At 68.2% G+C, this 16,400-nt stretch carries 17 protein-coding genes and 1 riboswitch; of the genes, 4 read left to right on the forward strand and 13 right to left on the reverse strand.

What is annotated here, in order from left to right; all coding sequences use genetic code 11:
• Window positions 1-9 precede the first annotated feature (9 nt).
• A complete protein-coding gene (locus ACIA76_RS04130) occupies window positions 10-582 on the reverse strand; it encodes a TetR/AcrR family transcriptional regulator (RefSeq protein WP_397148260.1) in 573 nt (190 codons plus the stop codon).
• A gap of 102 nt (window positions 583-684) precedes the next feature.
• On the opposite strand from ACIA76_RS04130, the gene ACIA76_RS04135 reads away from it, so the two are divergent.
• Both ACIA76_RS04135 and ACIA76_RS04140 read left to right on the forward strand, forming a co-directional pair.
• Window positions 685-1,887: an FAD-dependent monooxygenase gene (locus tag ACIA76_RS04135; protein WP_397148262.1), complete on the forward strand. Its 1,203-nt coding sequence runs from the start codon at window positions 685-687 to the stop codon at window positions 1,885-1,887.
• A 104-nt stretch (window positions 1,888-1,991) separates the two neighbouring features.
• Window positions 1,992-3,011, forward strand: a complete 1,020-nt coding sequence (locus ACIA76_RS04140; protein ID WP_397149381.1) for a nucleoside hydrolase — start codon at window positions 1,992-1,994, stop codon at window positions 3,009-3,011.
• 51 nt (window positions 3,012-3,062) lie between these two features.
• Here ACIA76_RS04140 and ACIA76_RS04145 read toward each other — a convergent pair whose 3' ends face one another.
• The 5 genes from ACIA76_RS04145 to ACIA76_RS04165 all read right to left on the reverse strand — a co-directional run bounded on the left by ACIA76_RS04145 (window position 3,063) and on the right by ACIA76_RS04165 (window position 10,275).
• Window positions 3,063-4,619: an adenylate/guanylate cyclase domain-containing protein gene (locus ACIA76_RS04145; protein WP_397148264.1), complete on the reverse strand. Its 1,557-nt coding sequence runs from the start codon at window positions 4,617-4,619 to the stop codon at window positions 3,063-3,065.
• A gap of 21 nt (window positions 4,620-4,640) precedes the next feature.
• Entirely contained in the window at window positions 4,641-5,063 is a 423-nt protein-coding gene (locus tag ACIA76_RS04150; protein WP_397148266.1) for a hypothetical protein, read from the reverse strand.
• 71 nt (window positions 5,064-5,134) lie between these two features.
• On the reverse strand, window positions 5,135-6,142 hold the full coding sequence (meaB, locus tag ACIA76_RS04155) for a methylmalonyl Co-A mutase-associated GTPase MeaB (RefSeq protein ID WP_397148268.1): 1,008 nt from the start codon (window positions 6,140-6,142) through the stop codon (window positions 5,135-5,137).
• Window positions 6,139-8,412 carry a methylmalonyl-CoA mutase gene (gene scpA, locus ACIA76_RS04160; RefSeq protein WP_397149383.1) on the reverse strand — a complete coding sequence of 758 codons (2,274 nt, stop codon included), beginning with the start codon at window positions 8,410-8,412 and terminating at the stop codon, window positions 6,139-6,141. Before scpA ends, meaB begins: the two co-directional genes overlap by 4 nt.
• A complete protein-coding gene (locus tag ACIA76_RS04165) occupies window positions 8,413-10,275 on the reverse strand; it encodes a methylmalonyl-CoA mutase family protein (protein WP_397148270.1) in 1,863 nt (620 codons plus the stop codon).
• A gap of 311 nt (window positions 10,276-10,586) precedes the next feature.
• Here ACIA76_RS04165 and ACIA76_RS04170 point away from each other — a divergent pair, with 311 nt between their 5' ends.
• Window positions 10,587-11,270: a TVP38/TMEM64 family protein gene (locus tag ACIA76_RS04170; protein ID WP_397148272.1), complete on the forward strand. Its 684-nt coding sequence runs from the start codon at window positions 10,587-10,589 to the stop codon at window positions 11,268-11,270.
• Between the two features lie 2 nt (window positions 11,271-11,272).
• On the opposite strand, the gene ACIA76_RS04175 is transcribed toward ACIA76_RS04170, so the two are convergent.
• The 6 genes from ACIA76_RS04175 to ACIA76_RS04200 form a co-directional block, all read right to left on the reverse strand.
• Entirely contained in the window at window positions 11,273-11,428 is a 156-nt protein-coding gene (locus ACIA76_RS04175) for a hypothetical protein (protein WP_397148273.1), read from the reverse strand.
• A 113-nt stretch (window positions 11,429-11,541) separates the two neighbouring features.
• Complete coding sequence (locus tag ACIA76_RS04180; RefSeq protein ID WP_397148275.1) at window positions 11,542-11,712, reverse strand: hypothetical protein; 171 nt, start codon at window positions 11,710-11,712, stop codon at window positions 11,542-11,544.
• Window positions 11,713-11,731: 19 nt separating this feature from the next.
• Window positions 11,732-13,147, reverse strand: coding sequence for an amidase (locus tag ACIA76_RS04185; RefSeq protein WP_397148277.1), 1,416 nt, complete (start codon window positions 13,145-13,147; stop codon window positions 11,732-11,734).
• Window positions 13,148-13,212: 65 nt separating this feature from the next.
• Window positions 13,213-13,794 carry a histidine phosphatase family protein gene (locus ACIA76_RS04190; protein ID WP_397148280.1) on the reverse strand — a complete coding sequence of 194 codons (582 nt, stop codon included), beginning with the start codon at window positions 13,792-13,794 and terminating at the stop codon, window positions 13,213-13,215.
• On the reverse strand, window positions 13,791-14,645 hold the full coding sequence (locus ACIA76_RS04195; RefSeq protein WP_397148282.1) for a CbtA family protein: 855 nt from the start codon (window positions 14,643-14,645) through the stop codon (window positions 13,791-13,793). The genes ACIA76_RS04190 and ACIA76_RS04195 overlap by 4 nt, the downstream gene beginning before the upstream one ends.
• A 23-nt stretch (window positions 14,646-14,668) precedes the next feature.
• Window positions 14,669-14,884: a CbtB-domain containing protein gene (locus tag ACIA76_RS04200; protein ID WP_397148284.1), complete on the reverse strand. Its 216-nt coding sequence runs from the start codon at window positions 14,882-14,884 to the stop codon at window positions 14,669-14,671.
• Window positions 14,885-14,920: 36 nt separating this feature from the next.
• Window positions 14,921-15,061, reverse strand: a riboswitch (cobalamin riboswitch).
• 50 nt (window positions 15,062-15,111) lie between these two features.
• Between ACIA76_RS04200 and ACIA76_RS04205 the strand changes: the two genes are divergently transcribed.
• Window positions 15,112-15,309, forward strand: coding sequence for a hypothetical protein (locus ACIA76_RS04205; RefSeq protein ID WP_397148286.1), 198 nt, complete (start codon window positions 15,112-15,114; stop codon window positions 15,307-15,309).
• Between the two features lie 187 nt (window positions 15,310-15,496).
• On the opposite strand, the gene ACIA76_RS04210 is transcribed toward ACIA76_RS04205, so the two are convergent.
• Window positions 15,497-15,829, reverse strand: a complete 333-nt coding sequence (locus tag ACIA76_RS04210) for a transglycosylase family protein (RefSeq protein WP_397148288.1) — start codon at window positions 15,827-15,829, stop codon at window positions 15,497-15,499.
• Window positions 15,830-16,400: the final 571 nt, after the last annotated feature.

Below are 16,400 nucleotides of genomic sequence, written 5' to 3' on the forward strand. Positions count from 1 at the left end.
CGTCGCAATCTACTTGCCGCGCAGCGTTTTCACCGCCAGCTCGACATCGTCGCCGGTCAACGGGTCGCTCGCGGGGGCCAGCAGCCAGTGCATCGCCATACCCTGGAACAGGGCCAAGTACAGCTTGCCGACCGCGCGGGCTCGGTCGGCCGACAGCTCCGGATACACCTCGCGCAGCGTCTGGATCAGACCGGCGTAGGCCCCCTCGACCGCATCGGCCATGAACGCCTGCGACTCCGGCGAACGAATGATGTTGGTGGCGTTCTCTAAACTGAGCATCAGCTGCTCGTGGTAGTTCTGCACCACATCGAACATCCCGTTCCAGGTCGGCCCGAGCGACTCCCACAGCGAATGCCCCTCCCCCGCATCGCGGATCGCGGCATCGATGCCGTCGCCGATCTGGCTGCCCGTGGACATGGTGACGGCCTCGGAGATCAGCCGGTCCTTCGAGCCGAAGTGATAGCCGATCGCCGCCAGGCTCACCCCGGCGGCCGCGGCGATATCGCGGGCCGTCACCTTGGCGAGGCCACGTTCCAGTAGCGCCTTACGCGCCCCCGCCAGCAGGTCTTCTCGATTTCCCATCACCCCACCCTATCAGCGTCTTAGACATTTGTTCTAGACAGGTGTGCCACCATCGTGTTACACATTTGTCTAAGACATCCGAACAAGATGGGATACGACATCATGAGCACCCCCCACATCCTGATCTCCGGCGGCGGCATCGCGGGCAATGCCGTTGCGCTGCAACTGCTTCGGGCCGGAATCCGGGTCACGATCGTCGAGCGGGCCGCCGAGCCGCGGCCGGGCGGGCAGGCGGTGGATCTGCGCGGGCAGAGCCGGGAGGTCGCCGAACGGATGGGTCTCATGCCCGGGATCCGCAAGCTCCAGCTGCGCGAGACGGGTTGGAAGTGGATCAACGAGAAGGGCGAGGTGTATGCCCGGATGACCGCGGACATGTTCGGCGGCGAGGGCCCGGCAGCGGAGATCGAGATCCAACGCGGCGATCTCAATCAGGTACTGCTGGATCTGATTCATGAGCAGGGCGGAGAGCTGGACTATCGCTACGGCGAGTGGATCGAGCAGATCACGCAGGACACCGACGGGGTCTCTGTCACCTACGCCTCCGGCCCCAGCGAGCGCTTCGACCTGGTCATCGGAGCCGACGGCGTGCACTCGGCCACGCGACGACTGATCTTCGGCCCCGAGGAGCGCTTCGCCACCCATCTCGGCGGATATATGGCCTTCTTCACCATGCCCACCCCGGCGGATATGGAAGCGGACTGGCTGGTCGGACTCGGAATTCCCAGCGGCTTCTTCGGAATTCGCCCCGACCGGGATCCGTCGAGCGCCAAGGCTCTCATCACCCTGCGCTCGGATGCCGACCCCGCGCTGCACCGGGACGTGGCCGCCCAGCAGCGGTTCATTCACCAGCGCCTCGCCGACGCGGGATGGAAGGCCCCGCAGATTCTCGACGAGATGAGCCGCACGCCGGATTTCTACTTCGACGAGCTCGCCCGCATCGATATGCCCTCGCTGTCGTCGGGGCGGGTGACCCTGCTCGGCGACGCCGGATTCTGCGGCTCGCCGATGACCGGAATGGGAACGGCCATGGCCATCGTCGGCGCCTATGTGCTGGCCGGAGAGCTCGCCGCGAGCCCCGGCGATATGCCCGGTGCGCTGGCCCGCTACGAGGAGAAGATCACGCCGTTCCTGGACAAGGCCAAGGAGCTGCCGGGCGGCGGCATCAAGGCGATCTGCCCGAAGTCGAAGCTGGGCCTCCGGATGGGACGAATCGGCATGCGGCTGATGACATCTCGCGTCCTCTCGCCCCTGGCACGGAAGATGTTCACGCCCAGGACCGAGGATTACGTGCTGCCTACCTACTGAGTCCGGGCGCGACCACGGAGGGGAAATCCCCGGCCACCGATGTGGCCGGGGATTCGGCCGTCGTGACCCCTCGCTAGGCTCGTCTGGTGCGGCAGAAGATCATCATGGATGTCGATACCGGAATCGACGATGCGCTCGCCCTGCTCTATCTCCTGGCCAGCCCGGAGGCCGAGATCCTCGCGATCGCGTCCACCGCGGGTAACGTCCCCGCATCGCAGGTGGCCGCGAACAACCTTGCGCTGCTGGACCTGTGCCGCGCGCCCGAGATCGAGGTGGCGCTGGGTTCGCTCACGCCGCTGGCGATTCCGTTGCGCACCACCGAGGATACGCACGGGCCGCAGGGCATCGGATACGCGGAGTTCCCACCGTCACCGCGGACGCTGTCACAGCGATCGGCGGCACAGCTGTGGGTGGATCTGGTGCGCGCGCATCCGGGCGAGATCGTCGGGCTGTGCACGGGCCCGCTCACCAATCTCGCGCTGGCGCTGCGGCTCGAGCCCCGCCTGCCGCGACTGCTGAAACGGCTGGTGGTGATGGGCGGCGCGTTCAATCATCCCGGTAACACCACACCGACCAACGAATGGAATGTGCACGTCGATCCGGAGGCCTGGCAGGAGGTCTTCGACGCCTTCGCCGCGGCCCCGGCCGATCGCAGGCCCCTGATCTGCGGGCTCGATGTGACCGAGACGATCGAGATGTTGCCCGACCATCTGCCGCGGCTGGCCGAGCGCGCGGAAAGCATTCCGCGCCACGAGATCTCGGAGACCGATACGCCCGGTACCCGGTCGAAGGCGAGCAATCCGATCGTGCGATTCGTCACCGACGCGGTGCGGTTCTACTTCGAATTCCATCGCGCCCACGACCAGGGCTATCTGGCACATATGCACGATCCGTTCGCGGCCGCCGTCGCCCTGGATCCCGGGCTGGCCGTGACCCGTCCGGCCACCGTCGACGTCGAACTGGGCGGCACGCTCACCCGGGGCACCACGGTGGCCGACTGGGCGGGCATGTGGGGGCGAGAACCCAACGCCGACATCGTGATCGGGACCGATCCGGCGCGGTTCTTCGATCGGTTGATCGCCCGGGTGGGCGATTTCGCACACGCGGTGTATCCACCCGCTTGAGACAGGAGGTCGCGAACGCCGCCCGCCTGTTCGCCCTCGACTGACCCCTGCTCACGGGCGAGCCAGCCGAGTCGGCTGCACCCGGCCCCGCAGCGTCACCGATTCGCCGAGCGTCCATCGGGTCTGTTCGCTCGGATCGGCGCAGAGCACCGCGGCGGCCGACGCCAGCAGTCGGGCCGGATCCTGTTTCGCGAGTTCGCAGAGGCGGGCCGCCTCGTTGACGGCGTCGCCGATGACGGTGAATTCGTAGCGGCTGTGCGCGCCGACGTTGCCCGCGACGACGCTTCCGGCGGCAACACCGATTCCGGCGTCGAATTCCGTTGTGGCGGAGATACGTTCGCAGATCGCTCGGGCCGCGGCCAGAGCCGCGCCCGGCGGGTCGGGGATGGGGGCGGGGGCGCCGAAGACGGCGAGGGCCGCATCGCCCTCGAACTTGTTGACCAGGCCGCCGTGGCGTTCGACCTCGTCGACGACGATCTCGAAGAAGCGGTTCAGAATGCTGACGATCTCGGGGGCGGGACGGGTGGCGGCCATGGTGGTGGAGCCGGTGATATCGACGAACAGCGCCGCCGCCTCGAGTTCCTCGCCGCCCAGGCCCGGATTGCGGGCCAGCGCGGCGGTGGCGACATCGTGGCCGACGTGGCGGCCGAACAGATCGCGCAGGCGTTCGCGTTCGCGCAGGCCCGAGACCATGCGGTTGAAACCGCTTTGCAGCTCACCCAATTCGGTGCCGTCGTAGACGGTGACCGCGACGTCGAGGGCACCGTTCTCGACCCGGCGCAGCGCGTTGCGCACGCCGCGGATCGGCGCGACCGTCGCCGAGAGCGTCTGGGTCATCAGCAGCAAGCCGAACACCAGGGTCGCACCGCCCAGCGACAACACGCACACCGCGAGCCGCTCGGTACTGACCGACTCACCCGTCAGAGCCAGCACCGCCACGACCATCAACAGCGCCACCGGCGTCGCGGATCCGACGATCCACATCAGCACCGAACGACCGAACACACCGATCCCCCGCCGCCGTCGCGACGGCGCCGCATCGAGCACCCGCGCGGTGACCACCCGCAGCGCGAATTCGGCGAGCAGATAACTGTTGGCGCACACCACGATCGCGCTGAAACTCGTGCCCAGCACGAACTTCGGCAGGAACGCCGGATCGACGCTGGCGTACATCGGTGTCAATATCAGCATCCCCGCCAGCCACAGCACGGCCTGCTGCACGACCAGCCGCCGCGGCACCGTCGCGGCCGAAATCTGTTCCCGCTCGGTCGGAACGCGCTCGTCGTCGGTCGCCCAGCGCAGCGTGCGCAAACCCCACCGGGTCCCCCACACCAGTCCGATCAGCAGTGCCAACGCGATATAGAGCGGCGCGGCAACGAAATTCAGATATACCAGCGACCAGGTGAGCACCGGCGGACCGGGCAGCACGAACACGTCGAGCACGATCGCCACCGCGACGCCGACCAGATTGGCCATGATCAGCGGCAGGGTCAGCAACAGCTGCACCCGGATGCGGCGGCGCACCGCACCCTCCACTGCCGGGCCCAGCAGCCGAGATCCCCACGGCGCCGGACCCAGCGCCACGGGTGTCATGTCATCGTCGACCATGAGTGCAGCGTAGGGGCAAGATCACCCCCAGCGCGACGACCCGGCGACGAGGGCGCGAATGTAGTTCACCCGCCGCTCGGTATCGAATACCTGCTCGGGGCTGCCGACCGGCACCTGGGTGGCGTAGTAGAAGTCCGGTCCCTGCACGCTGACCTGGACGAAACCCTCGATACGTTGCTCGCGGATCGCCAGAAACAGCAGGCCGAGGAAGCAGGCGAGGACAAACAGCACCGCCAGCACGATGGCATAAGTCGGAATGCGCTCGCGGACGGTGGTCTGATGAGTGAGGATCCAAGTGGTCCCGGCCAGCGGATGCACGCCCGAGGGGGTGTAGACCAGGGTCGAGCTGCATCCGATATCGCCCACAGTGACCAGGATCGAATCACCGGGCGGATGATCCGGCGGCAGTGACATCGGCGGGCCGGCGATCGGATTCCGACTCATGGTCACATCGACGCTACTCGCCAGCTACTTCCACGCGATCGGATTGTACTGTTTGGAGCATTTCCAGAAAATCAGCGCTCGTCGAAGGCCCGCAGAATCTCCTGGGCGGCCAGCGCCGGGGTGAGCGAGCCGTCGCGGACCTGCTTCTCCACCTGGGAGCGAAGCGATTTCACGCCCGGATTGTCGGCCAGGCGGCGCAGCAGCTGATCGTGCACCATGGTCCAGGTCCAGTCGACCTGCTGGCGGCGGCGCTTCTCGGCGAATTCACCCGCCTCGGTGAGGATGCGGCGGTGTTCCAGGACGGTGTCCCAGAACGTGTCCAGCCCCGTGCCGTTGAGTCCGCTCATGGTGAGAACCGGTGGGCGCCACAGGGATTCGCGCGGATGGATGAGACGCATGGCGCCCTGCAGTTCGCGGGCGGCGGCGCGGGCCTCCACCTCGTGCCGGCCGTCGGCCTTGTTGACCGCGACCAGATCGGCCAGCTCCAGCACACCCTTCTTGATGCCCTGCAACTGATCGCCCGTGCGGGCCAGGGTCAGGAAGGTGAACACGTCGACCATATTGGCGACGGTCACCTCCGACTGGCCCACGCCGACCGTCTCCACCAGGATCACGTCATAGCCCGCGGCCTCGAGCAGCACGATCGTCTCCCGGGTCGCCTTCGCGACACCGCCGAGCGTGCCCGCGGTCGGCGAGGGCCGGATATAGGCGTTGCGCTCCACGGCCAGCCGCGCCATCCGCGTCTTGTCGCCGAGGATCGATCCGCCGGTGCGTGTGGAGGACGGATCCACCGCCAGCACCGCCACCCGATGCCCCTGCCCGATCAGATACATCCCCAGCGCGTCGATGAACGTGGACTTGCCCACGCCCGGAACACCGGTGATGCCCACACGATTCGAGTCGACGGCATCGGAATCGGGTGTCACCGCGAGCAGTAATTGCTGCGCGAGCTCCCGATGATCGGCACGGGTGGACTCGACCAACGTGATGGCCCGCGCCAGCGCGGCCCGTTCCCCCGCGCGGACCGACGCGGACAACTGGTCGATATCGATCGTGCGCCCCGGCGCGCGCTCGGTCATTCGGCCGCGGCGGGTTGTCCTGTGCCCCCGCCGATCTCGTGGCCGAGCTCGGCCGCCAGCTTCTTCAGCAGATCGATCGCGGCATCGGCGATCACCGTGCCCGGCGGGAAGATCGCCGCGGCGCCCGCGCGATACAGCTCGTCGAAGTCGCCGGGCGGGATCACGCCGCCGACGATGACCATGATGTCGGGCCGCCCGACCTCGGCCAGTGCCTCGCGCAGTGCGGGCACCAGCGTGAGGTGACCCGCCGCCAGCGACGACACGCCCACCACATGCACATCGTTGTCGGCGGCCTGTTGCGCCACCTCTTCCGGGGTCTGGAACAGCGGGCCCACATCGACGTCGAATCCGAGGTCGGCGAAGGCGGTGGCGATGACCTTCTGACCGCGGTCGTGCCCGTCCTGGCCCATCTTGGCGACCAGGATGCGGGGGCGGCGACCCTCGGCGTCGGCGAACTCCTCGACCAGTTCGATCGCCCGGCTGATATTGCTCACCTTCCCGGCCTCCTCGCGGTAGACACCGGACAGCGTGCGGATCTCGGCCTGATGCCGCCCGTAGACCTTCTCCAGGGCGTCGGAGATCTCTCCGACGGTCGCCTTCGCGCGCGCGGCGTCGATGGCCAGGGCGAGCAGGTTGTCACCCATGCCGCCCTCCGACGATGCCGCGGCCCTGGTCAATTCGTCCAGCGCGTGTCGCACCTGGACCGGATCGCGTTCGGCGCGCAACCGGAGCAGCTTCTCGGCCTGTTCGGTGCGCACGCGGGTGTTCTCGACCTTGAGGACCTCGATCTGCTGATCCTCTCGCACCTGATACTTGTTGACTCCGATCACCGGCTGCTGGCCGGTGTCGATGCGGGCCTGGGTGCGGGCCGCGGCCTCCTCGATGCGCAGCTTCGGGATGCCCTCCGAAATCGCCTGGGCCATACCGCCGTGCGCGGCGACCTCGGCGATATGCGCGCGGGCGCGCTGGGCCAGCTGATGGGTCAGCCATTCCACGTAGTAGGAGCCGCCCCACGGGTCGGCGGGCCTGGTGGTGCCCGATTCCTGCTGTATCAGCAGCTGGGTGTTGCGGGCGATGCGGGCGGAGAAGTCCGTCGGCAGGGCCAGCGCCTCGTCCAGGGCGTTGGTATGCAGCGATTGGGTGTGGCCCTGGGTGGCGGCCATCGCCTCCACACACGTGCGTGCCACGTTGTTGAAGACATCCTGCGCGGTCAGCGACCAGCCGGAGGTCTGCGAATGTGTGCGCAGGGCAAGCGATTTCGCGCTCTTGGGCTCGAATTCGGCGACCAGCTCGCTCCAGAGCAGCCGTCCCGCACGCAGTTTCGCGACCTCCATGAAGAAGTTCATCCCGATCGCCCAGAAGAACGACAGCCGCGGGGCGAACTGGTCGACGGCCATGCCCGCGTCCAGTCCGGCCTTGATGTACTCCACGCCATCGGCGAGGGTATAGGCCAGCTCCAGATCCGCTGTGGCACCGGCCTCTTGGATGTGATAGCCGGAGATGGAGATCGAGTTGAACTTGGGCATCTTCGCCGAGGTATAGGCGAAGATATCGGAGATGATCCGCATGGACGGCTTGGGCGGATAGATGTAGGTGTTGCGGACCATGAACTCCTTCAGAATGTCGTTCTGAATGGTTCCGGCCAGCTGTTCGGGCTTGACGCCCTGCTCCTCCGCCGCCACGACATACAGCGCCAGGATCGGCAGCACCGCGCCGTTCATGGTCATCGATACCGAAACCTGGTCCAGCGGAATCTGATCGAACAGCTCCCGCATATCGAGGATGGAGTCGATGGCCACCCCGGCCATGCCGACGTCACCGGTCACGCGCGGATGATCGGAGTCGTAGCCGCGGTGGGTGGCCAGATCGAACGCCACCGACAGGCCCTTCTGCCCGGCGGCGAGGTTGCGGCGATAGAAGGCGTTGGAATCCGCGGCAGTGGAGAAGCCCGCGTACTGGCGGATCGTCCACGGCTGGTTCACATACATCGTGGGGTACGGCCCGCGCACGAACGGCGCGATACCGGGCAGACTGTCGAGCGGATAGCCCTCGGCGGCAACGCGATCCCGGTCGGCCTTGGTGAAAACAGGTGGGACGTCGATACCTTCGGGCGTCGCCCACACCAGCTGATCGGGGGTCTGGAAGTTCGCGCCCGCGGCGGTCGCGACGAACTGTTCGACCTGCTCCGCGCTCACCTCGGCCGCGCGCGGCCGGTCCAGCGGCACCTCGGCGAAACTGCCGATCACATGCTTGAATTCGCGTGTCATCAGCTATGCTCCCAGCTTGTCGAGCAGCTCGGACAGGCCCGCCACCGCATCCATGCGGGCGGTGAGGAATCCGTCCGGCCGCTGCGCGCCGTCCAGGTCGGCGACCGCCTTCTCCGGTCCGGCCAGCAGCACGGTCACGATTCCGGCCGCGCGCAGGCGATCCACCGCCGCACCGGCTTCCGCGCCGTAGCGGGCGTCCGAGCCGCACAACACCGCCAGGGACGCACCGGATTCGGTCGCCGCGGCCGCGATCGCGTCGATCCCCAGCACGCCCGGATTCATCGTCTCGATTCCGCCGGAGGCGAGCAGGTTGGCCGTGAACATCACGCGCACATTGTTTTCCGCGACCGGACCCAGCGGCACCAGCAGCGCACTCGGCCGCGTGCCGTGGGCGGTGAGATAGGCGTCGGATCGGTCGCGCAGCCGCTCGAACGACGCACCGTAGCGGGCGATCCCGCCCGGGGTCCGGGCCGCCTCCGATAGTGGCTTCTCGCCCAGATTCGGGAATTCGTTCACCCCGGTGACGGCCGTCTTGCGGTGCGCCACATCCGAATCGCGCGTCGTCCTGGTCTCGGCGATGCGCTCGGCGAGCAGGCCCGAATCCAGTGCGGCGCGGTAGCCGCCCGCGCGCTCGATCTCCCGCATGAACTCCCATGCCGCGGCGGCCAGTGCGTCGGTGAGGCTTTCGACGTACCACGACCCCGCGCCCGGATCCTGTACGAAGCCCAGATGCGATTCCTCGAGCAGCAGCAGCTGGGTGTTGCGGGCCATCCGGTCGGAGAATGCCTGCGACACTTCCAGTTCCCCGGGCGGCAGCGCCGAGTCGAAGGGCAGCACGGTCACCAGATCCGCGCCGCCGACGCCCGCGCCGAACGCGGCCAGCGTCGTGCGCAGCATGTTCACCCACGGATCACGCTGAGTCATCATGGCCGCCGAGGTCACCGCGTGCTGGGGCGCATTGCCCAGATCCGGCGCGCCGAGCTCATGCGCGACGCGGGCCCACAATCGCCGCGCCGCACGGAATTTCGCGATCGTCGCGAACTGGTCGTCGGTGGCGGCGAAACGAAAACTCAGCTGCCGCAGTGCGTCGAGGGTGTCGATATCGGCCTCGGTGAACGCGCGCAGATAGGCCAGGCCCGCGGCGATCGCCGCACCCAGTTCCTGGGCGTCCGAGGCGCCCGCATTGTGGAACACCTCACCGGAAACCACCACGGTACGCACGGTTTCGGGCCGGGCGCAGGCGTGGCGCGCCAGCGCCACGGTGCCGTCGAGATCGATATCGGCGACCCCGGCGAAGCGGTTGGTGAGCGGGGCCGCGCCCAGGATCACGTGAATACCGTCGCGCTGCGGGGTCTGATACTCATCGAGAATCGAGAACAGCCGCGCGGCGGCCTCGGTGGTGTCGGCACCGGCCTCGAGGGTCAGCGGGGCGAGCTCGAACAGCAAGCCGTCCACCGCGATCGGCAGCTCGGCCACCGCCACGCCGTGCGCCCCGACGCCCAGCCACACCGCGCTCACACCGTTGTCGAGGCCCCCGAGGATCTGCCGGTTGACCGCGGCGGCATCGGGGCCGCCGAAGCGGGCGCTGACATACCAGCCGCGTCGCACATCCCGGGTCGCGTCGTTACCGCGCACGAATGGGAACTGTCCGGGCAGCGGCTGTTCGGGCAGCTCGTCGCGGCGGGTGTAGAGCGGGGAGACGGTCAGCCCGTCATAGGTCGACACCGCCAGCAGCCGCTCGGGCTCGTCGCCGAGTGCGGCGGGCTCCACCCTGCGGGCCTTGGCCAGCACCCCGGCCACGCCCTGGCGCCACGCGGCATATCCGGGCACCCGATCCCCTGGGCTCGGATCCGAATCGTTGCGCATCGCTGCTGTTTCCTCTTCCACTCTGGTCCGACACCTTCAGCTCTACCGGATACCCACGTTCGCGCCCAACCCTTCGCAGCGGCTTCGCAGTCCGCTGTGCGAGTCGTTCACAGTGGTTCACGAAACCCGTTCGAGCAGGTCGGGGGCCTGTCGATAAGTTAACGAGAATTCTCAGCCTGCGCCGATGTTACGCGCACCACAGCATCTCATCGGATCGCCGCGCCCCGATCACCAGGTACCGCACCAGAGTTCGATCTCTGTTCCGAAGGCCGTTCCCTACCGGCGGCGTCGCCGCCGGTAGCCTTGCGGCTGTGCTGAGGAGATTCCGCGACCCGCGCGTCCTGGCGCTGCTCGGGCTGATCGTCGCCCTGGTCGTGGCCACCCTGCTGGCGCCGCATCCCTCGCCGCAGCAGATTCGCGACTGGGCGCATTCGGTCGGTCCGCTGTTTCCGGTGGTCTTCTTCCTCGTGCACGCGCTCGTCACGGTCGCGCCGTTCCCGCGCACCGTCTTCACCCTCAGCGCCGGACTGCTGTTCGGTCCGGTACTCGGCATCACCCTCGCGGTGGCGGCGACCACGGTCAGCGCGCTGCTGGCGCTGCTGCTGGTGCGAACCCTCGATCGCGAACAGGTCGCCGCGCGGCTCAAACATCCCGCGGTGCGCGCGGTGGATCGGCGGCTGCAACGCCGCGGCTGGCTCGCGGTCGGCTCGCTGCGCCTGATCGCACCCGTGCCGTTCTCGATCATCAACTACTGCGCGGGCCTGTCCTCGGTGCGGCTGCTGCCCTATCTGCTGGCCACCCTGATCGGCGTCATCCCCGGCACGATCGGCGTGGTGGTGCTCGGCGATGCGCTCACCGGCCGGACGAATGCGGGGCTGCTGGTGCTGTCCGGGGCGTGCATCACCCTCGGCGTGGTCGGCCTGATCGTCGATGCCCGCTGGGGCGCGGCACAATTCACCGAACCGGCCGCCGAGGCCGAACCCGTCGACGCCTAGGCTCACCGCTCACCCAGCGCCGCACGAATCGTCTCGCACAGCCAGCGCTGCGCCGGATCGTCGTCGAGCCGGACATGCCACAGCAGACACACCTCCACCTCCGCGATCCGCACACCGTCGCCCAGGCGCTCGCCGCGACCGGGCCCGGCCGCGCCCATGAGGGTCGTGACCGCCTTGGTCTCCGGCGCCGAGCTCGGCCTGCGGACGGTGGGGTGACGGTGCTCGTCCTCGGTGCGCTCGTCGTCGGCGAATCCCTGCTGGCCCGGCGCGGTCAGTCGGCAGGGTTGGGACCCCGATAGGGCGCGTAGCCGCCGCTCGGATCGAGATACCGGGCCTGGTCGACCGCGTACAGCAGATCGGCCATGCCGCGCAGCGTCTCCGCGAGCGCGGCGATGGCCGCGTTCTCCCGTTCGTCGCCGGGCCAGGGCGAATCGGTGCTCATCGCAATGCCTTTCGAGAGATCAGCGCAGGGCGGTGGGACGACGGCGGTGATGTTCGGTGCGGCGCTGATAGGCGTCGGCGGCGCGCAGCACGGTGGCATCGTCGAAATGCCTGCCGCTCACCGACATCGACAGCGGCATCCCGTCGGCGCCGGGGCCGATCGGGAAGGCGACGGTGGGATTGCCCAGCGGATTCCAGTATCCGCAGTGCAGGCCCGCCAGCACCGCGACCGGATCGTACTGGTCCAGCTCCGCGACGAGGGTGGCGCCGCGATGTCCGGTGGGCGTCGCGATCAGGTCCACCTCGGTGAGCAGCGCCGCCATCCGGCGCTGCGCCAGATGCCGGACCCGTTGCGCCTGAACATAATCCGACCCACTCACTCCCGCACCCCCGGCGAAGGCGATGCGCGTGCCGCGGGCGTAATCGTCCCATCGCGAACGCAGCGTCGGATGATGAAAGGCGCCCGCCTCCGCGGACACCACGATGAGCGCCACGGCCATCAGCTCGGGGTACATCGGGAGCTCGACCGGAACGATCCGCGCCCCGGCCCGCCGCAACGTCTCCACCGCCGCGCCGAATCGCGCGGGCTGCCCGGGATCGGCGAGCCCCGCGGCGAAGCGGTTCAGATCGTCGACGCCGATGGTCACCCCGTCCAGATCGCCGACGAGGGCGGCCGGATAGTCGGGTACGGGTTCGGCGGCGCTGTACTGATCGGCGGCGTCGTACCCGGCCAGCACCGACAGCATCAGCGCGCAATCGGCGGCCGTGATCGCCATCGGACCGGTGTGATCGAGGGTGTAGGCCAGCGGCACCACACCGGATTTCGGCACCCGGCCGAAGGTCGGCTTGAATCCGGTGACGCCGCAGTAGGCCGCCGGAATCCGCAGGCTGCCCACGGTATCGGTGCCCACCGCGCCGAGGAACATCCCCGCCGCCAGGCCGCTGGCCGAGCCGGAACTCGAGCCGCCCGCCCAGCGCCGCGGATCCCACGGATTGCGCGGAATCGGGAAGGGCTTGTCCGGATCGGGCACGCCGATCGCGAATTCCATGGTCGTGGTCTTACCGGTCACGATCCCGCCCGCGGCCTCGAGCCGTCGCACCACCGCACTGTCGCCCGCCGACACGGCCCACGCCGGATCCAGCACCAGGCTCTGCGCGGTGGTCGGACCGGCCGAATGCGCGTAGATATCCTTGACCCCCAACGGAATTCCGTCCAAAGGCGCCAACGGCAGCCCTGCCGCGATCTTGCGGTCCACCCGCTCGGCCTGTTCACGGGCACGCTGATCGAATCGGGTCAGATACACCCCGAGGGTTTCGTCGTAGGTATCGGCCGCGGCCAGCGCCCGCTCCACCAGCTCGGTCGCGCTCACCGCACCGTCGCGCAGCGCGGCCGCGGCCGAGGCGAGGGTCGTTGGCGTCGAAGAGGTTTCGAACATCTCACCCCAATCGCTCGGTCCCCAGATCTTGCCACGGCGACCGGCGACGCGCCGGACGGAAACGCCTACCCGACAGGGGTCAGGGGGTGGGCCGTGGTGCGCAGGGTCCAGGCCGAGGGGCGGCCGTGCAGAGTGGTGACCGACAGCGGCGGAATGTCCACGCGCCACAAGGATTTCGGGGGCGCGTCGAGCGCGAGCAGGACCACGGCGCGCACGATCGCGGGATGGGTGACCGCGGCGATGCGCCGGGGCGATGCGGTGAGGGTCCCCAGCCAGGTCCGGACGCGCTCGAGCAGTTCGACGATCGATTCGCCGCCGGGCGGCCGATGAGCGGGATCGGTCAGCCAGGCCATGAGATCCTCGGGCGCGAGTGCGTCCATGGACCGCCCCGACCAGTCTCCGCAGCGCCAATCCCCCAGCGCCGGTTCGGATGTCGCGGCCAGACCCAGCCCCTCGGCGGTCTGGCGGGTGCGCAGCTCGGGCGCGGTCACGACGAGCTCGGCACGCTCGAGCCGCACCGGGCGGGCGGCGCGGGCCACCGCCCGCGCACCCGGCTCGCTGAGCGGTTCATCGGCCGGGAAGCGGGCCGCGGTGACCGCCTCGGTGACCGCATGGGTCACCAGCGCGAGCCGGGTGACCTCGCTCATACCAGCGGTGCCGTCGCGGTCTCGCCGCGCACGGTGTCGCGCCCGAACAGCCGGGTGCTCAGCGAGGCGAAGCCGACGCCGATCACGGTCCACAGGATCGCCTGCGCCAGCACCGAATACAGCCGGAAGTAGAACAGATCGTCGGCCGGGAACCCGGGGAAGACGATCCGGCCCGACGGATCGGTCAGCGGCTGCGGCGTCTCGGTCGCGAAATCGCCGTAGGCCTTGTCGACCGACAGATGTCCCAGTGACGGCAGCAGCGCGATCACCACGGCGATCACGACGACGAAGGCCACCGCGGACACCAGTGTCGCGTACCAATTGCCCAGGCGTGCCTGGAGTCTGCGGCCCAGCCAGATCGCCGCCAGCAGCAGCACCACGGAGAGCAGCATCATCAGCAGGTACAGGCCGGTACGCTCCTTGATGGACTCCGGATGCCCGATCGACGGCGGATTGGCCGGATACTTCAGGAACGGCACGGCATACAGCGCGAGGAACATACCCCCGGCGACCAGCAGCGCCAGTGGACGCGGGGCGAGGCGGCCGACCCGGCCGAGTGCGAGGGTGTACACCACCGCGAACAGCGCGCCCATGGCCAGACCGAAGACGATCACGCCGAATCCGAGTCCGATGTTGGACTGCACCGTGCGGGTGAACAGCTCCACGTCCTGGGTGTGGTCCATGCCGTGCCCGGCGGCCTTCTCCAGCGCCATCTGCGCATCGTCACGGCCGCTCTCGTAGTCGATGGCGCGCCCCATGACCGGCTCGGCCAGCACGCGGGCGAAGAGGAACGCCAGCAACCCGCCCAGACCGCCGAACAGCACGCCCAGGCCGATGATTCGCTTTTCCATTGTGTGAACTCGATTCCCGCGGACTAGTGGCAGGGGAATCCGAGGAAATGCCGGCCGTCGTGCACGAACTCGTGGACGTGCATATCGCTGCCGAAGATCGACACCGCGCCCTGATCGACGCCGATGAAGTACAGGGCCAGCAGCGCCAGCACCGTGGTACCGACCAACCACAGGGCGGTGCTGGGAATCGAGAGTGATACGGCGGGCGCGCCGGATCGGGGAGCGTAGGACGTAGCCACGAAAACTCCTTAACTACAGGGGATTACGCGTCCCCGTCGTCGGACAGTACCGGCGATGTGAGGGTCTGGCTCGCACCCCGGCGGGGTGCTCACAGTGGCGCGACCGCTCCGGCTTCACACCGGATTCCTCGACTCATCGCCCACTCACCATACGAAACCGCCGACTTCCAGGTCAATCGCCGCGCACCGCACACAACCGGTGCCGCCCGCCCCGGGCTCCGCACAGAGTGCGCAACGCTGATGTGCTCGACGCGCCGCTGCCCACCGCACGCGAGATCGAGGGCGGGAAGCACTGTTTCACACTGGTCGAGCAGGAGGATTCGACGGTGCGGCAGCTCATCGCCACACTCGATGGCGGGCGCGGACATCGAATCTTCGTCGGGACGCCAGAACAGGTTGCCGATGAATTGCATTGTTGGTTCTAAGCGGATGATTCGGAGGGTTTGACCATCATGCCGACGTATCTTCCGGGCGGGCTGGAGGATTTCATCGATCGGATGGCTCCGATCCTTCGGGAGCGCGGTCTGTTTCACACTGAATACACCGCGGATACAAGAAACGGTCCGCCCTCGACATTCGAGGGCGGACCGTCGTACGCGGGTTTCGCGAACCTCAGAGGTAGGAGCCGCACACGGGCCACGCGCCGGGGCCCTGGGTGGCGAGCACGTTCTCCGCGACGCGGATCTGCTCGGAGCGGCCGGCGTGGGCGGGGTTGCCCGAACCGCCGTTGGCACTCCAGGTGCCCTGGGTGAACTGCAGGCCACCGTAGAAACCGTTGCCGGTGTTGGCGCCCCAGTTGCCACTGGACTCGCATTCGGCGACGGCATCCCAGTTGTGACCGCTCTCCGCGGAGGCGGCGGCCGACAGGCCGAACGGAACGGCGACCAGAGCGGCGGCGACAGCGGTGAATCCGAATGCGCGGGTGAACTTCCGGTTCCGAGACATAGTGGGTTTCTTCCCCTGCGCCCAGCCGGCCCGGCGGCAATGCGTCACCGGGTCCCCGTCCCCAGGAATGTCGGGTTCGAACTCGGATCGTGGGACAGGGTTGCCGGTGTTCACCGATCCGAGTTGCGGCCCGCCTCTGCGAGCCGGAGATGACGGTAACCAGAAAATCGCTGCCAATCACGTAGCGATAACATAAACGCAGTCTCAACCGATGAATGAGACTGCCATCGTTTGCGCAGATCGCATGGGAAGAAACGCGGACTACATATCTGTAGTTACCCAGTCGTTATGTGGGTGAGATCACCGCTTGATAGTGATTCGGGTCGCAACCGCCTTGACAGGCCCGCGCGGGCATTCGAATCACGCTGAGCGTGGATCTGGGCAGGAGGCCGGTCCGCGGGCCAGGATCGGCCCGGATGGTCGCGGGCTCGTACCGATCGACCGGTCGGATCGGGTGCGAGAGAGGTGGCCACGGGGTGTCGGAGATCGGCCTGCGGAGAGTAAGGAGAGGGGCCGCAGGGGTCACCGTCCCGGCCGTCGCGGTATCACCGCGGCTGCGTCGCCTCGGGGT

The organism is Nocardia sp. NPDC051570, from assembly GCF_044454005.1.
In the GTDB taxonomy this organism is placed as follows: domain Bacteria; phylum Actinomycetota; class Actinomycetes; order Mycobacteriales; family Mycobacteriaceae; genus Nocardia.

What these genes read in the sequence shown, in the direction of transcription:
- ACIA76_RS04130 (WP_397148260.1), bottom strand. Translation starts at nt 582, where the DNA reads ATGGGAAATCGAGAAGACCTGCTGGCGGGGGCGCGTAAGGCGCTACTG.
- ACIA76_RS04135 (WP_397148262.1), top strand. Translation starts at nt 685, where the DNA reads ATGAGCACCCCCCACATCCTGATCTCCGGCGGCGGCATCGCGGGCAAT.
- ACIA76_RS04140 (WP_397149381.1), top strand. Translation starts at nt 1,992, where the DNA reads ATGGATGTCGATACCGGAATCGACGATGCGCTCGCCCTGCTCTATCTC.
- ACIA76_RS04145 (WP_397148264.1), bottom strand. Translation starts at nt 4,619, where the DNA reads ATGGTCGACGATGACATGACACCCGTGGCGCTGGGTCCGGCGCCGTGG.
- ACIA76_RS04150 (WP_397148266.1), bottom strand. Translation starts at nt 5,063, where the DNA reads ATGAGTCGGAATCCGATCGCCGGCCCGCCGATGTCACTGCCGCCGGAT.
- meaB (WP_397148268.1), bottom strand. Translation starts at nt 6,142, where the DNA reads ATGACCGAGCGCGCGCCGGGGCGCACGATCGATATCGACCAGTTGTCC.
- ACIA76_RS04165 (WP_397148270.1), bottom strand. Translation starts at nt 10,275, where the DNA reads ATGCGCAACGATTCGGATCCGAGCCCAGGGGATCGGGTGCCCGGATAT.
- ACIA76_RS04175 (WP_397148273.1), bottom strand. Translation starts at nt 11,428, where the DNA reads ATGGGCGCGGCCGGGCCCGGTCGCGGCGAGCGCCTGGGCGACGGTGTG.
- ACIA76_RS04180 (WP_397148275.1), bottom strand. Translation starts at nt 11,712, where the DNA reads ATGAGCACCGATTCGCCCTGGCCCGGCGACGAACGGGAGAACGCGGCC.
- ACIA76_RS04185 (WP_397148277.1), bottom strand. Translation starts at nt 13,147, where the DNA reads ATGTTCGAAACCTCTTCGACGCCAACGACCCTCGCCTCGGCCGCGGCC.
- ACIA76_RS04190 (WP_397148280.1), bottom strand. Translation starts at nt 13,794, where the DNA reads ATGAGCGAGGTCACCCGGCTCGCGCTGGTGACCCATGCGGTCACCGAG.
- ACIA76_RS04195 (WP_397148282.1), bottom strand. Translation starts at nt 14,645, where the DNA reads ATGGAAAAGCGAATCATCGGCCTGGGCGTGCTGTTCGGCGGTCTGGGC.
- ACIA76_RS04210 (WP_397148288.1), bottom strand. Translation starts at nt 15,829, where the DNA reads ATGTCTCGGAACCGGAAGTTCACCCGCGCATTCGGATTCACCGCTGTC.